Origin of the sequence: Gloeotrichia echinulata CP02 (assembly GCA_038087035.1) — a bacterium.
Classification (GTDB): Bacteria; Cyanobacteriota; Cyanobacteriia; order Cyanobacteriales; family Nostocaceae; genus Gloeotrichia; species Gloeotrichia echinulata.
In genome coordinates this window covers 2,693,824-2,708,365 of record CP051187.1, presented here as the reverse complement: position 1 = coordinate 2,708,365, position 14,542 = coordinate 2,693,824, and the positions used below count along the sequence as shown (strand labels likewise).

At 43.0% G+C, this 14,542-nt stretch carries 14 protein-coding genes; 6 read left to right on the top strand and 8 right to left on the bottom strand.

The window, feature by feature from the left end; all coding sequences use genetic code 11:
- Positions 1-129 precede the first annotated feature (129 nt).
- On the bottom strand, positions 130-411 hold the full coding sequence (locus tag HEQ19_30920; GenBank protein WZI67191.1) for a hypothetical protein: 282 nt from the start codon (positions 409-411) through the stop codon (positions 130-132).
- A 216-nt stretch (positions 412-627) separates the two neighbouring features.
- Here HEQ19_30920 and HEQ19_11940 point away from each other — a divergent pair, with 216 nt between their 5' ends.
- Positions 628-1,524 carry an SPFH domain-containing protein gene (locus HEQ19_11940; protein ID WYM00126.1) on the top strand — a complete coding sequence of 299 codons (897 nt, stop codon included), beginning with the start codon at positions 628-630 and terminating at the stop codon, positions 1,522-1,524.
- A 312-nt stretch (positions 1,525-1,836) separates the two neighbouring features.
- On the opposite strand, the gene rpsU is transcribed toward HEQ19_11940, so the two are convergent.
- Positions 1,837-2,025 (bottom strand): 30S ribosomal protein S21, encoded by a 189-nt coding sequence (gene rpsU, locus HEQ19_11935; protein ID WYM00125.1) that lies wholly within the window; start codon positions 2,023-2,025, stop codon positions 1,837-1,839.
- Positions 2,026-2,469: 444 nt separating this feature from the next.
- On the bottom strand, positions 2,470-2,775 hold the full coding sequence (locus HEQ19_11930) for an RNA-binding protein (protein ID WYM00124.1): 306 nt from the start codon (positions 2,773-2,775) through the stop codon (positions 2,470-2,472).
- Between the two features lie 490 nt (positions 2,776-3,265).
- Between HEQ19_11930 and HEQ19_11925 the strand changes: the two genes are divergently transcribed.
- The gene (locus HEQ19_11925; protein WYM03366.2) at positions 3,266-3,451 is read left to right on the top strand and encodes a DDE transposase family protein; all 186 of its coding nucleotides are present in this window, start codon (positions 3,266-3,268) and stop codon (positions 3,449-3,451) included.
- Between the two features lie 82 nt (positions 3,452-3,533).
- Here the strand turns inward: HEQ19_11925 and ctpC are convergent, their stop codons facing one another.
- Both ctpC and ispG read right to left on the bottom strand, forming a co-directional pair.
- Positions 3,534-4,817 (bottom strand): carboxyl-terminal processing protease CtpC, encoded by a 1,284-nt coding sequence (ctpC, locus tag HEQ19_11920; protein ID WYM00123.1) that lies wholly within the window; start codon positions 4,815-4,817, stop codon positions 3,534-3,536.
- Between the two features lie 239 nt (positions 4,818-5,056).
- Positions 5,057-6,283, bottom strand: coding sequence for a (E)-4-hydroxy-3-methylbut-2-enyl-diphosphate synthase (gene ispG / locus HEQ19_11915; protein WYM00122.1), 1,227 nt, complete (start codon positions 6,281-6,283; stop codon positions 5,057-5,059).
- A gap of 430 nt (positions 6,284-6,713) precedes the next feature.
- Here ispG and HEQ19_11910 point away from each other — a divergent pair, with 430 nt between their 5' ends.
- Together HEQ19_11910 and HEQ19_11905 are read left to right on the top strand one after the other, a co-directional pair.
- Positions 6,714-7,754, top strand: a complete 1,041-nt coding sequence (locus HEQ19_11910) for an isochorismatase (GenBank protein WYM00121.1) — start codon at positions 6,714-6,716, stop codon at positions 7,752-7,754.
- A gap of 1,263 nt (positions 7,755-9,017) precedes the next feature.
- The gene (locus HEQ19_11905; GenBank protein WYM00120.1) at positions 9,018-9,218 is read left to right on the top strand and encodes a hypothetical protein; all 201 of its coding nucleotides are present in this window, start codon (positions 9,018-9,020) and stop codon (positions 9,216-9,218) included.
- 386 nt (positions 9,219-9,604) lie between these two features.
- Here HEQ19_11905 and HEQ19_11900 read toward each other — a convergent pair whose 3' ends face one another.
- On the bottom strand, positions 9,605-10,480 hold the full coding sequence (locus HEQ19_11900) for a M23 family metallopeptidase (GenBank protein ID WYM00119.1): 876 nt from the start codon (positions 10,478-10,480) through the stop codon (positions 9,605-9,607).
- 366 nt (positions 10,481-10,846) lie between these two features.
- On the opposite strand from HEQ19_11900, the gene HEQ19_11895 reads away from it, so the two are divergent.
- Positions 10,847-12,052, top strand: a complete 1,206-nt coding sequence (locus HEQ19_11895; GenBank protein WYM00118.1) for an HhoA/HhoB/HtrA family serine endopeptidase — start codon at positions 10,847-10,849, stop codon at positions 12,050-12,052.
- Positions 12,053-12,132: 80 nt separating this feature from the next.
- On the opposite strand, the gene HEQ19_11890 is transcribed toward HEQ19_11895, so the two are convergent.
- Together HEQ19_11890 and tnpA are read right to left on the bottom strand one after the other, a co-directional pair.
- On the bottom strand, positions 12,133-12,477 hold the full coding sequence (locus HEQ19_11890; GenBank protein WYM00117.1) for a DUF760 domain-containing protein: 345 nt from the start codon (positions 12,475-12,477) through the stop codon (positions 12,133-12,135).
- 213 nt (positions 12,478-12,690) lie between these two features.
- Positions 12,691-13,098 (bottom strand): IS200/IS605 family transposase, encoded by a 408-nt coding sequence (tnpA, locus tag HEQ19_11885; GenBank protein WYM00116.1) that lies wholly within the window; start codon positions 13,096-13,098, stop codon positions 12,691-12,693.
- A gap of 103 nt (positions 13,099-13,201) precedes the next feature.
- Between tnpA and HEQ19_11880 the strand changes: the two genes are divergently transcribed.
- Positions 13,202-14,509 carry a transposase gene (locus tag HEQ19_11880; GenBank protein ID WYM03365.1) on the top strand — a complete coding sequence of 436 codons (1,308 nt, stop codon included), beginning with the start codon at positions 13,202-13,204 and terminating at the stop codon, positions 14,507-14,509.
- The last annotated feature ends 33 nt before the right edge of the window (positions 14,510-14,542 follow it).

The window sequence follows — 14,542 nt, the reverse complement described above, 5'->3', positions numbered from 1 at the left end:
GGTATTATCTTCTCAGATAAATACTATAGTCTTAAAAAGATATCAGACCGCTCAATTATTAGTTTTAGTGGGTATTTTACATGATGACCCAACCATCAGCACTTATGCATTTTGTGAGCGAGTTTTAAATTACTCTCTTGAGGATTTTTTTAGAACTAACTCTGATTTTATAAAATCAGAAATAAATAATACTCTAGAATCTCTTTTAAAGCCATAATTTTTGTTACGAAGCAATCGCCGAGTCCTGGTTGTCGCCATGAAAAACTCTCCCATCACTTGGGTACTAATGACTGCTTTCCCAGAACGAATCAATTGATCAGTAACCGCCATCGCCCGTTCTTGCTTGGCTGTATCCAGAAAGTCGTAGATATAAACAAGAATACTGGTATCAAGAAAAACCCTACCGTTCATAGAGGTCTTCTCTTTTCCAGTCCCGATCTCCTGGTTGCGCTGGTCGAGTAGGGATAACCGCTCCCATGCTCCCGCTGAAGTAGAAAGTAAAGTCTAGGTTTGTCTAGGTTTTATATAGCAGAATCGCAAACTCTCGGCGTTAGTTCATTTTCATAATTTTTCCAACAGCCTCTGTTAGTTAAATGTTGATTAACCTTAACTACACAGAGGAATCTTATGACTTTTCTAATCTCCCTTCTGACCAGCCTGATAGCTATTTTTGTCTATCTCAATTCAGAAAATATCAATCGTGGACGCAATCGCTTGGCAATTCAGGGGATTACCATTTTGATAGGTGCTATAGCTGCAATTATCTCCCTGTCAAAAGTTTTTGTGATCGTTCCCCCTGGGAATGTCGGAGTCGTCAACTCGTTTGGTCAGGTTGACAAAAATGCTCTCAATCCAGGTATGCACTTGCTGAATCCTTTTGTCAAGGTGATTAATTTTTCCACTCGACTGAAGGATGTCAAAGAAAACGTAGACATCACATCCCAAGAAGGATTAAGTTTAAATGTTGATGTCAGTCTCCAATACAAGCTTGATCCGCAAAAAGCAGCGGTATTTTATCAAACTATTGGGACCGATGAGAGACAATTAATAATTTCTCGATTCCGTTCTACTATTCGTGCTATTACGGCGAATTATCCAGCCGCAGCTATTTACTCTAGCAAACGTCAAGAGATAGCTCAACAGATTAACCAACAACTCATCCAACAGTTACCCGCCTTGGGTTTTGTCGTCGATGAAGCCCTGCTGCGAAATGTTAAAATGCCTGATAATCTGCAAGCTGCTATTCAGGATAGACTCAAGTCAGAACAACAAAGCCAGCAGATGAAATTCGTGTTAGAAAGAGAACGTCAAGAAGCCGAACGTAAACGCATTGAGGCGAAAGGCGTAGCTGATTCCCAAAAAATTATCTCTGCTGGACTCAACAACCAAGTACTGCAATTGCGGACTATTGAAGCCACTGAAAAACTAGCTCAATCTCCCAATTCTAAAATTGTTGTTCTTGGTTCTGGAAAAGGGGGCGTACCTATTCTCATACAGCCCGATTCAGAAACAGCCAAGCCTTAAATTGAGTATAATTACTTATTGACAATTGCGCGTGACTTTTAATTTAAAACCAATTGCGTCTCTCCCGTCCCTAATAAAAGGCGGGCGAGACGCCCACGTTTCAATTGCAATCTGATTCTTGCAAGCCTACACTGTACCGGAGGTCAGTGTAGGTAGTTGACTGATAAAGGCATACCTAAGCAACTTTGATGCTAAATAGACAAGCCCCTCTGGGGTTTAACATTGCTAAACCCCTAGGACAGATGTGGCTTTTTCAGTAAAGAAAACCCTCATAGATTTGACGAGGGCATTGATTAATCTCTATGTCACTGATCAAGTACGGAAACGTCGTTTACCTTGTCTGTGCTTGGCAACTTCTTTACGCTTGCGTTTTTCAATGGGCGTTTCAAAGTGACGATGCTTCCTCATGTCTTGAAAAATCCCAGCCTTAGAAACTTCTCGCTTAAATCGGCGTAAGGCTGACTCAATGTGTTCATTGTCACCCACTACTATTTGGGTCATTATCTCTCCTGCTAAATTGACTTGGTTAACCCTCTTTCGTCATTCTCTGATAAATTAACAATTTTTCGACGTTATAGCCAACGAAGAATTAAAATTATAACCCACCTTGACGGAAGAGGGGTAATGGCTTATATTAATAAGCCTTCTTGTTAGTGACATACTCCCACACTGACTGCAAGCAGTACAGTGTAGGCTTCTCAGCGACTCCCGGTATTCCGTCGGACATTAACTGAGCTTTGTTTTGAGTCCACGAGATGCCCCTCCGCAGACTTTGTAGCTTGCTTCCCCATAGGGGTACAAGTACCAAAAAGTATGTTCTACCTTAGTACCGCTAGAATTTTACCCATTCAGTGTGGGGCTTCTGCTGTTTTAGCTAAAATGGAAAACAAGGCGGACTCCTTGTCTGACCTGAAAATTCGGTTTGCAAATTTCAGGTTTCAAAGCTTAGTAGCGGTTACGGGAGCCGCCACCGTATCCTCCCCGATTTCCACCAGATGAACCTCTGTCTTCTCTGGGCTTGGCTTTGTTAACTTTTAGATCCCGACCCATCCATTCAGCACCGTCAAGGGCGGAAATCGCAGCTGCTTCTTCAGCTTCGGTTCCCATTTCCACAAATCCGAAACCCCGTAGTTGCCCTGTTTCGCGGTCAGTAGGTAGTTGAACACGACGTACAGTGCCGTATTTGGCAAAAACATCACTTAAGGTGTCTTGGGTAACTTCGTAAGAAAGGTTGCCTACATAAATTGACATTAATCATCTCCAAAATTATTACACTCGTTGAGATTTAAATTTCGGAGAAAAGTCTGTAAATACCAAAAGGTAAAAGCCTGTCAATACTAAAAACAAAAATACTCACCGAATTAACTCTCGTTTTCTAGGATGACATAGAAGCCAGTTCTTTGCATCCAGTAAATTATTCATTCACCAATAATCTGAAGTACCCCTTTTTGCTTGGCTGAAAAATTTGCTCTCCAGTTTCAACTACAGCAATGACGGTCTTATTCGTCTTTCGGGTTTCCCGTCTCATCCGCCGTTGCCACGTTAGGTATTCCTATTACTGGGAGTTCGCAACTCAATCCGATGATGGTCTTACACAGCGTCCACAGGCAGCCGCCCATCTTCCATAGGCAGTTTGATCAGAAGCAGGGAGCTCTTAGCGATTTGGTGAGTAGGTTCCCCTGTTGGTGTCGCTTATTATAACATGGGAACCGCAGGAAAAAACAAAATTTTCATGTTCATTATGACTAATTCAGAAAACTGGTATATTGTCAAGCGTAAGAGTGAAAATTGCGAGATAGTCCCCGGTGAGGAAGTTAAGGGCGATAATCCACAGATTATAGAACAGTGGAGGCCGTTTACCTCACAAGCAGAGGCGATCGCCCGTCGGGTTGGACTGATTAGATCTCGTAAATGTCAACCAATTTAAATACAGGCATAAATCATCCAAGTCTTGTGGTGTGGGCATTTTGCCCGCCACGAGTAGACCTCACACCTCACTCCTCACCTATTCATTTTTCCGCGCTTGTAGTGCCTTTTGCAGCAATTTGTTTGCCTATCACTTCCACGGCTTTTGCAAATTGGGGGTCTGCTAGGGTCGCGAGTTTATCACGCTCATGAAGCCACAATTGCTGCTTTTGGGCATCGGTCAAATCCACTTTCACATCTGGATCAATGCCATGCTTATTAATATCTTTACCACTAGGGGTATGATATTTCGCAATTGTTACCGCTACTCCTGAACCATCTTCCAAAGGACGCACAGACTGCACTAAACCTTTACCAAAGGTTTGAGTACCGACTAAAACTGCTCGTCTGTTGTCTTGCAATGCGCCTGAAAGGATTTCACTCGCACTAGCTGAACCTTTATCCACCAACACTACCAGCGGTTTATTGGTCAGCGCTTTTCCGTTGGCTACTTCTCGCTCTTGCTCACCTTGACGGTCAATCGTGGAGACAATTGTACCTTGATTGAGCCACATGCGGGCAATGTCTACACTAGCGAATAGTAAACCACCAGGATTACCACGCAGATCCAGAACATATCCTGCAACCTTTTTGGTTTCTAAATTCCGGATGGCATTTTGCATTTCCTTGCTAGCATTAGCACTAAACTGGTTCAGGCGAATATAACCCAGATTACCAGCCGGAGTCTGCTTTTGCGAAAACTTCACCGGATGGATTTCAATTTTGGCGCGGGTGATTTCAAACCGTTTGACTTGACCGCTACGCTGAATTACTAGCTTAACTTTCGTTCCAGATTCCCCTCGAATCAAGGATACAGCCATGTTGGTATCCATACCCTTAGTGCTTTTCCCATCAATTGAGAGAATCGCATCCTTGGAAAGAATCCCCGCCTTAAATGCTGGTGTATCCTCAATAGGCGCAATCACAACCAGTTGCTTTGTTTTTTCATCCTGACTGATTGTGATTCCAATACCTGTAAGTTCCCCAGAGGTATCCACCTGCATATTTTTGAATTCATCTGGGTCCATGAACCGGGTGTAGGGGTCATTTAGCTTTTTCAGCATTTCCCGGATGGATTTATAAGCTTCTTTCTGATTGCTGTAAGATTTACTCAAATACTCCTTCCGTACAGCCTGCCAATCTAACTGATTAAAAGTACCGTCTACATATTGGCGCTGAACAATTTGCCAAACTTCGTCTATCAATTCTTTCGGACTTTCTTTAAATAAAGCCTGACCTCGTGAGTGAATGCCAAGGCTAGTAACAGCAATCGTTGAGAGCGTCACTGCCGTAGCACCCAAAACCAGCCTACTTTTTGTAATCACCATAATGACAGCTGCGCCAGAGGGAAAATATTTTATATTCAGTATGCCCAATCTAACACAGGGTATCACTGTAACGACTGGACATGTATTCTTATTTCACGAAAATAGTTGCTAATCCGGCGACCTGTGTGGTGTGCGTTACAAGTTTTTAGTTGGGGATTGGGGATTAGGGATTGGGGATTAGGGATTGGGAAAATTATTTCCTCATCTCCCCAGCCCCCAGTCCCCAGCCCCCAGTCATCCTAGGGTTCTACCCAGCGTCCATCAGCTTTGATCAGGTTAATCAATTCTTCCACGCCTTTGTCTTCTGGGACTTTTTTAATTTCTTCTCTGCCACGATATAAAGAAATGTAACCAGGCGTCTTACCAACATAGCCATAGTCAGCATCCGCCATTTCTCCTGGTCCATTGACAATACAACCCATAACTGCTATGTCTAGACCTGTGAGGTGTTTGGTTGCTTCTCGGACTGTGTGCAGGACTTCTTCCAAGTTAAACAAAGTACGTCCGCAGGAAGGACAGGCGACGTATTCCACCATAGTTTTCCGCAATCCTAAAGCTTGCAGAATGCTGTAGCAGACGGGAATTTCTTTTTCTGGTGCTTCTGTGAGTGACACACGAATTGTATCGCCAATGCCATCAGCGAGCAATGTGGCAATGCCTGCTGTGGATTTAATCCGTCCATATTCACCATCACCTGCTTCTGTGACGCCCAAATGCAGGGGATAATCCATACCCAGTTCATCCATGCGCTGGGCCATGAGACGATAGGCGGCTATCATTACAGGCACCCGTGAGGCTTTCATCGAAATCACGATATTGCGAAAATCTAACGATTCACAAATGCGAATGAATTCTAAAGCAGATTCCACCATTCCTTCTGGGGTATCACCGTAGGTAAATAGCATTCGTTCAGCGAGAGAACCATGATTTACACCAATTCGCATCGCCTTATCTTGATCTCGCAGAGAAACCACCAAAGGTTCTAAGGTTTCGCGGATTTTTTCGCCAATTTCTGCAAATTCGGCTTTGGTGTATTCGGTTCTATTGGTGTTTGGCTTTTCAAACACATACAAACCAGGATTAATTCTGACTTTCTCAATGTGCTTGGCGACTTCCAAAGCGATTTTCATCCCATTGTGATGCACATCAGCAACTATAGGCACATCTCGGTAAGTTTTGATTAATTTTTCCTTAATTTCCGCCAAAGCTTTAGCATGAGCCAGACTAGGCACAGTCACGCGCACGATTTCACAGCCAATCTCGTGCAGACGCCGAATACCAGCCACGGAACCATCGATATCTAGGGTGTCTTCGTTAATCATCGATTGCACCACCACAGGATAGCTACCCCCAATGGTGACATTTCCCACCTTTACAGGTCGGGTTTTACGTCTTTTGATAGATGTATCAAAAGTGGGTTGATTAGATATGGTGTTTACAGTTGTAAATGTGGGTAGAGTTTGCATATCCTCAATAGGTAGATTTGCTGCAGCGAAAATATTAAATCAGAAAAGGTGCTGTTTCTCAGATTGCCACAGGTAGAACGTTTTTGGCCGATGCCAGAGCAAAAAAAGGATAAAGTCACACAGCAACACAAGGCAAGATAAATTTATAGATTTTGCTGATTTTTGAGAATTAGCAATATCAACCTCGATTTTCTCAGTAGCGATCGCCTGATTACTGAGTGACAAATATTATCATTTTACCACTCGTAAATTAACTCAGGCAGAAGTTGTATCAGTTCCTGTTTTGGATGATATAAAAAATTCATCCCCACCCTGCGAGTACACTGAGTGTGGGGACTTTGGCGTGTTGTGATATAGAGCAGCCAACAGATTTATTCGGCCTTCTACCAACTAGGCGATCGCCCACACTCCCAGCTACAGATAATTTTGTATGAACACCCAAAACACAACCCAACTCCCGATTCCCCCACACTTTAACCCCCAAAAAGTGGGCGAAGTCTGGCGCGTACCCTACCAAGAATGCGCCACCGCAGCAGAATCATGGACTAAACAACACAATATCCAACCAGCATCTGCTGACCAAACCCGCGTTGCTCTACTATTAATTGATGTGCAAAATACCTTTTGCATCCCTGGATTTGAATTATTTGTAGGTGGTAAATCTGGCACGGCTGCAGTGGAAGACAATCAGCGATTGTGTGAATTTATCTATCGCAATTTGAGTTTAATTACATCAATTGTACCTACATTAGACACCCACACAGCAACACAAATTTTCCATCCCATCTTTTGGGTGAACGCCCAGGGAGAACATCCCACGCCAGCAGCTACAAACATTACTCCAGTCGATATCGAACAAGGTATCTGGAAAGTTAACCCAGCAGTAGCTAACAGTATTACGAATGGGGATTATGAATTATTACAAAAACACGCTTACCACTACGTTAAACAACTAAATCAAGATGGTAAATATCCCCTCACAGTTTGGCCTTACCATTCCATGTTAGGCGGAATTGGTCATGCTTTAGTTTCAGCGGTAGAAGAAGCAATATTTTTTCATTGTATTGCTCGTCAAAATCAAACACAATTTGAACTCAAAGGTGAGAATCCCTTAACAGAAAACTATTCTATTTTACGTCCAGAAGTTTTGGTAGACTTTGAACAACGTCCACTTGGACAAAAGAATACACGGTTAATTCAACAACTTTTAGAATTTGATGCTGTCATTATCGGCGGACAAGCTAAAAGTCACTGCGTTGCTTGGACAATTGACGATTTATTAACAGAAATTAAACAGGTAAATACCAACTTTGCCCAAAAAATCTATTTATTAGCAGATTGCACTTCCCCCGTAGTTGTACCGGGTGTAGTAGACTACACAGAACAGGCAGATGCAGCATTTGCCAGATTTGCCGATGCAGGAATGCATATCATCAAATCTACGCAAATAATAGACCACTTGCCAAAGTAGATTTTTTGAATTTGGTCATTTGTTATTGGTCATTGGTCATTATTTAGCTTAACCCGGCAGAAGCCCCACACCATACCCGAAGTTGGTGTGGGATGAATGACGGGATAAAAACGAGACGCCCTCTAATTGTTTTTTACCGCAAGTAAAACAGATTAGAGGGCAGTTGAGTTTTTATCAATATCTTGAGATAGGTAATCACTTCTTGCTAGAATATATAAGTGACGACAAAGCCTAAAATGCTGGTCTAACATAGTACCTTCTCCCAAAGGGAGAGGCTGCGCCAAGAAAACTGAAAATATGGGGTTTTATAGGGAAATGCAACCGTGTATGCGTTGCTACCTCCTGTAAGTAAAATTTTCAAGGAAACTAGTTTGAACTTGCAATTTTTTTAAGACCAAGAGTGGGGCAGGGCACGTACCTCACTATAAAATGCTGTGGTGGGAAAAATGGAGTACCACTAAAGAAGTTCCTGATATCCTTAACAGGACTCGGAAGCCTACACCACATTGCTTGCAATTGGTGTAGGAGTGTCACTTGAGTCCAATACACTCCCCGGATTTCTCACCACAATTCTCAAAGCCTTATAAAATCTAGATTCCGGTTTTTCACACAAATCAAAACATAACCTGTCAAACGATTTTGGATACTTCTCTACGTTCGCGTAGCGTGTCGTAGACAGAGGCTACGCCAACGACTTAAGAGCGGGACGCTGCGCGTAGCTTGCTTCCACGTAGTGGTACGCTCAGTACAAGTTTTGGATACTTCTCTACGTTCGCGTAGCGTGTCGTAGACAGAGGCTACGCCAACGACTTAAGAGCGGGACGCTGCGCGTAGCTTGCTTCCACGTAGTGGTACGCTCAGTACAAGTTTTGGATACTTCTCTACGTTCGCGTAGCGTGTCGTAGACAGAGGCTACGCCAACGACTTAAGAGGGGGACGCTGCGCGTAGCTTGCTTCCACGTAGTGGTACGCTCAGTACAAGTTTTGGATTGACCCCGATCACAAGGAGCAAACAATTTTAGATTTGGGATACTTCTCTACGTTCGCGTAGCGTGTCGTAGACAGAGGCTACGCCAACGACTTAAGAGCGGGACGCTGCGCGTAGCTTGCTTCCACGTAGTGGTACGCTCAGTACAAGTTTTGGATTTTGGATTAAATCTAAAATCTAAAATCTAAAATTCTGCGGGACCTGCAAGGAACCGAAACAATCTAAAATCTAAAATCTAAAATCTAAAATTGGCTTGGTCGAAGGGATGCAATGATGTGCATACATTCATCCGTCAGAATGGTCATCTTCCAGGAATTCAATCGGGTGAAGATATGAAGAATACTGGCGTAAATCTCGCCGGATTTGCGATGAACCTGTTGCAAAAGTTGGAAGAGTTAACCCTCCATCTCATACATCAGGACAACACCATTCGTGACCAGCAAAAACGCATTGAACAATTGGAAAATCGCCATTGATAATTTCCCTAACTTCACCCAAAGAGGCTAAGAGAGGGGGTAACACCCATTTTTGGGCTATCTGAGGACGATTGTCGTTCGGAGCGCAAAGCCTTGTGCCCGAACGACAATCGAATAAGGGCAAAAACCCTGATTTTCCAACTTTGCTCAAAAAATCTATTTAATGTACATGAATGAGATTTTTTGTCAATGCGTAACTCCTAATTTCTAGCCCTTTCAAGGTGAGGAGTAAAATCCGTTTTTTTCTCTGCGCTGTCTGCGTCCTCTGCGGTTAAAAGCGGTTAAAAAGTCATTTATTTAACCACCGAGACACAGAGGACACAGAGAGAAGAGATGAAAAAGAGATTTCTTGAGCAAAATTTTTACCCACCTTGAAAGGGTTACTCCTAATTTCTTAAATAACCCTTGGGATCTTGCGCCACCCAACCGATAGAAGAACTAGCACGCACTTCAAAATGTAGATGGGGTTGAGTGGAAGTAGGTTGTCCAGTGGTGCCAACAGTCCCTAACAAATCTCCGGTATTGACTTGCTGACCAACAGTAACTTTGATACTGTCAAGATGGGCGTAGCGGCTTTGCAGTCCACCACTGTGGTTAATAATTACCAATTTGCCATAACTACCCTGTTCATTGGCAAAAGCGACAGTTCCCGGTGCGATCGCTTGTACAGAAGTTCCCACTGTTGCTAATAAATCTACCCCGCTATGGAAAAACACATCACCTGTAGCGGGATTAATTTGCCAGCCATAAGCTAACGCCACAGTAGCAACTTCTGGTAAGGGATAGCCAGTGAAGTTACTAGGGGGAGTAGTAGGGGTGGGGGGCTGAGTTACAGGACGATTGAGGGAGCGATTTCCTCCCGGAACAAACACAACTCTAGGGTCTTTTTGACAGCCATTCACTTCAAACAGCGCATCGGCACGGATTTTGTACTTTGCTGCTACTTGTCGCCAGGTTTGACCGCGAGGAACTTCTACGACAATCCCATTGTAGGGAGGAATTTGAAGTATGCTGCCAACGCTTACTTTACCATTTTTTACTACTGGATTCATACTAATAATAGTCGCAGGCATGAGATTGTAGCGTTGGGCTATACTCTCCAAAGTTTCGCCACCAGCAACTATATGACGCCGGAAGCGAGATAGGGCTGGAATCGGACAACTCCCAGCAGCGTTCGCGCTTTTTGTGTTTGGAGGTGTTGATAATAGCCCCACGGCGCCGATTAAACTACAGAGAAACACTAGACGATAGGGACAACTCATGTATGCCAGTGTAGAGAGCGTTAAGTTTCAATTTTAGATTGGGGATTGGGGAATGGGGAATGGGGACTGGGGACTGGGGATGCAATACTGCTCGGTTAAGCCGGAAATCCCGCCCTGCAATAAATTGCGGGCTAATACCTAAAGTACGGGCGCAAGGCCTTGCGCCCCTACAAAGCTTACTGGGTAATCTTCTAACCCATTTCAATGGGTTTAAGCTAAAAGCTAGAAAACAACTACGGCTCTTAACTGAGCAGTGTTGACAAATGACAAATGACAAATGATCAAAAAATTGATCTGTCCACTTGCTGTTTACTTGAATAAACTTAGAAATTAGCAACTGCATTGCTGTACTTAAGCAAAATGATTATGAATTTATCTTTAAAGCAACTTGGCCTTTATTTATCTTTACTTGTAATTGGGGGCGGTGCAGGTTTGTTGGGTAGTGGCTATCTTCTGCGACAAAATGACTCCTTTCAGGAGCTAAAAAATGTCACAGTGGCTTTACCTCCTGAATCTGTAGTTCCTCGTGCTACTCACGGATCTATTGGCGCTACTGGGGGCGATAATGTGAATTTTATTGCTACTGCTGTGCAAAGGGTCGGTCCGGCGGTGGTGCGAATTAATGCTACGCGCAAAGTGGCAAATCCCATCTCTGATGCTTTGAAAAATCCTCTGTTACGGCGATTTTTTGGCGAAGATGAGCAACCAATACCTGAAGAAAGAATTGAGCGCGGTACAGGATCTGGATTTATTTTGAGCCAAGATGGCGAACTACTGACTAATGCTCACGTAGTTTCGGATACCGAAACAGTACAAGTAACCCTCAAGGATGGTCGGACTTTTGAGGGTAAGGTGGTGGGAGTTGATTCTGTGACTGATGTAGCAGTAGTCAAAATTCCTGGTAATAAATTGCCTACAGTGCGGTTAGGAAATTCACAAAACTTAATACCAGGACAGTGGGCGATCGCCATTGGCAATCCCCTCGGTTTAGATAATACTGTCACCATTGGCATTATTAGCGCTACTGACCGCACTAGCGCTCAAGTTGGTGTACCAGACAAGCGTGTAAGCTTTATTCAAACTGATGCAGCAATTAACCCTGGTAACTCTGGCGGACCTTTGTTAAACGCCCAAGGAGAAGTGATTGGCGTCAACACTGCGATTCGCGCCGATGCTCAAGGTCTAGGTTTTGCTATCCCCATTGAAACAGCCGCCCGCATTGCTAATGAACTGTTTACCAAAGGGCGTGTGGAACACCCTTTTTTGGGGATTGAAATGACAGACCTTAATCCTGCTAAAAAACAGCAGATTAATCAAGAAAACAAGCTCAATATTCAGCAGGAAGTTGGTATTGTGATTAAGGGTGTCTTGGATAATTCCCCAGCCAAACAGGCAGGACTGCTTCCGGGAGACGTGATTCAAAAAATTAATCGTAAACCAGTCAGAACTACAGCCCAAGTCCAAAAGGTAGTCGAGTCTAGCAGCGTCGGTGACATTCTAGAAATCGAAGTCAACCGTAACGGTCAAACTCAAACCTTCAAAGTCCAGTCAGGGGTCTATCCCAAAAAGTAGTTATGAGTTATGAGTTGACGGTTGTGAGTAAGTGTTAACTCCTCACTCCTCACTCCCAACTCCTCACTCCTCCACCTCTGTCAACCATTAGACAAATGCTCCAAATGCATTCTTTGTTCCATCTGGCGCAGAAAATACCCCGTCATCATCGCCGATGCTAAAAGACCGGCTAAGTTATCCCTATCTGTTGTAATTTGCACATTGAAATTCTCCGCAGGAAGCATCCCCACAAGCCCTTGGACGTTTTGCGAAATGATTTGCTTAATTTCGGGGCTGACGGACTGGGCTACCCGGGCTAAAACTTCAGGAGACTGATGTTGCAGATATTTGAGTAACTGATTGGGGTTAGTCTCAAAGTGGTCGTTCAGAATTTGATTGGGGTGTTCCTCGGAGTTGTCATTGAGAAAGTCAGGATTAAACACCATTGGCAGTTTTTTTTAGCTTAGTTGCTAATTCTACTGTAAACCATACTCGAAAGTTAAGCTCTTACCCCTAGAAGTTGGAATTTTTTTGGGTTGAGAAGCTCAGATGATTGATTATTCCTCGTCATAGAACCTCGCGGGATGCGGGAAACTCAGACACTTCAGTGCTGAGAGGGAAGCGGCACGAGCGACTTTAGTCGCAGTGTCGTTTTCTTTTTAATTTGAGGCGTGGTGAGGATCTTCAATGTACTTCCTAACTGCCTCGCTACTTATGTTACCAGCAGTACTCACAAAATAACTACTTGTCCACAGCGAGGGAAGCTTCAGAAGTACAGGAAATTCTTTTCTTAGAAGGTAACTACTTCGTCCTTTAAAAGCCTTAATTACTAAATGTGGTGTATCTGTAGGCTTGACGCTAACAAATAAGTGAATATGGTCAGGCGCTACCTCTAGGGCTAGAATATCCCATTTTTTTTCTATAGCTAATTCAGCAAATATCTGCCTAGTTCTAGTTGCTATCTCTCCTGTTAAAACTTTCTTGCGACGTTTAGGTATAAAGACAAAGTGATAGTTAATTAAGTATTTTACATGGTTATGGGTATTATAATCTTCCTGAATCAGCATCCTAGATTAGTAGATATATATTGACTTATCTACTATAGTCAATTAGTATATATAAAGCAACTAATTTTGTAGGTGTTTTAGGGTGGGAAAACCCAATAAAAACATGGGTGTACAACAAGTCCTGTTGTCTCCAGACAAGGAAAAAAAAGCACTATTACAATATCTTTCTGAACAATCAGGAAAACTTTACAACACCGGAGTTTACTTTGCACGACAAACCTTTTTTAAGACAAATAAGTTATTAACAGGTAAGTTTGACTTAGCCTTTGAACCTTCAATTGCTAAGTCAATGCTTGCTCAATCTTTGCCTTCCACGCCAATGCAACAAACTTTAATGTCAGTTACAGAGGCATTTAAGTCTTTCAAAGAATTGAGAAACTTATATTTAAAAGGTGAATTACATTTCAGACCAAAAGCACCGGGATATCTTAAGGGTTCTAAGTTATTCAAAGTTGTGTATCCTAATTCAGGAGGACAAAAACCAACATTAATTAATGGACAACTTAGGTTTTCTCTGGGTTTAACAGTTAGAAGATGGTTTGGGATATCTGAGTTTTTTCTTCCAATGCCATCAAACATTGACTACTCAAAGGTAAAAGAGTTTACGATTCTGCCAAAGAATGGTGCTTTTTATCTAGAAATGTCCTATATAGTGGATAAACAAAAACACGACCTAGATATAAACCAGGCATTATCTATTGACCTTGGAACTGCTGATAATTTAGCTGCTTGTGTCGATACATTGGGTAATTCCTTGTTGATTGATGCTCGTGCAATGAAGGCGATGAATCAACTCTGGAATAAGAAAGTATCGACACGAAAAGAAGGCAAGCCAGAGGTTTATTGGGATAACTGGTTAGACCGTGTAACCCGTAAACGCAACCACCAAATGCGGGATGGCATTAACAAAGCAGCTAAGTTAATTATTGACCACTGTCTTAAACATGGCGTTGGTACTCTAGTAGTTGGATGGAATGAAGGCTTTAAGGAATCTGCTAACATGGGTAGAGTGAACAATCAAAAGTTTGTTCAAATGCCCTTGGGTAAACTGAAAGACAGATTAAAACAACTGTGTGATTTACACGGCATTAGGTTTATTGAAACAGAGGAAGCCTACACGAGCAAGTCGAGCTTTTTAGATGGAGACTCCCTTCCCAAATATGGTGAAAAGCCAGTTGGTTGGAAAGCATCTGGAAAGCGGATTAAGAGAGGGCTGTATCAGTCAGCGAATGGTTCAATTGTGAACGCGGATTTGAACGGAAGCGCGAATATTTTGCGAAAAGTAGCCAGCAATCTAAGCATAGACTTAGGCTTACTGGGTAGGCGGTGTTTGACGACCGCAACGAGAGTTAGACTTTGGGTTCTTCCAAATTCTCCTCTGTCCGTAGAATCTCAGAGTCTTCAGACCTGAGAGTGTCAACCTCCTGAGCTTATCAGCCTTCAA

Coding starts and splice junctions, on each gene's coding strand:
- tnpA (WYM00116.1), bottom strand. CDS start 13,098: ATGCTGATTCAGGAAGATTATAATACCCATAACCATGTAAAATACTTA.
- HEQ19_11925 (WYM03366.2), top strand. CDS start 3,266: ATGACTAATTCAGAAAACTGGTATATTGTCAAGCGTAAGAGTGAAAAT.
- HEQ19_11880 (WYM03365.1), top strand. CDS start 13,202: ATGGGTGTACAACAAGTCCTGTTGTCTCCAGACAAGGAAAAAAAAGCA.
- HEQ19_11930 (WYM00124.1), bottom strand. CDS start 2,775: ATGTCAATTTATGTAGGCAACCTTTCTTACGAAGTTACCCAAGACACC.
- ctpC (WYM00123.1), bottom strand. CDS start 4,817: ATGGTGATTACAAAAAGTAGGCTGGTTTTGGGTGCTACGGCAGTGACG.
- HEQ19_11890 (WYM00117.1), bottom strand. CDS start 12,477: ATGGTGTTTAATCCTGACTTTCTCAATGACAACTCCGAGGAACACCCC.
- HEQ19_11910 (WYM00121.1), top strand. CDS start 6,714: ATGAACACCCAAAACACAACCCAACTCCCGATTCCCCCACACTTTAAC.
- HEQ19_11940 (WYM00126.1), top strand. CDS start 628: ATGACTTTTCTAATCTCCCTTCTGACCAGCCTGATAGCTATTTTTGTC.
- HEQ19_30920 (WZI67191.1), bottom strand. CDS start 411: ATGAACGGTAGGGTTTTTCTTGATACCAGTATTCTTGTTTATATCTAC.
- HEQ19_11900 (WYM00119.1), bottom strand. CDS start 10,480: ATGAGTTGTCCCTATCGTCTAGTGTTTCTCTGTAGTTTAATCGGCGCC.
- ispG (WYM00122.1), bottom strand. CDS start 6,283: ATGCAAACTCTACCCACATTTACAACTGTAAACACCATATCTAATCAA.
- HEQ19_11895 (WYM00118.1), top strand. CDS start 10,847: ATGAATTTATCTTTAAAGCAACTTGGCCTTTATTTATCTTTACTTGTA.
- rpsU (WYM00125.1), bottom strand. CDS start 2,025: ATGACCCAAATAGTAGTGGGTGACAATGAACACATTGAGTCAGCCTTA.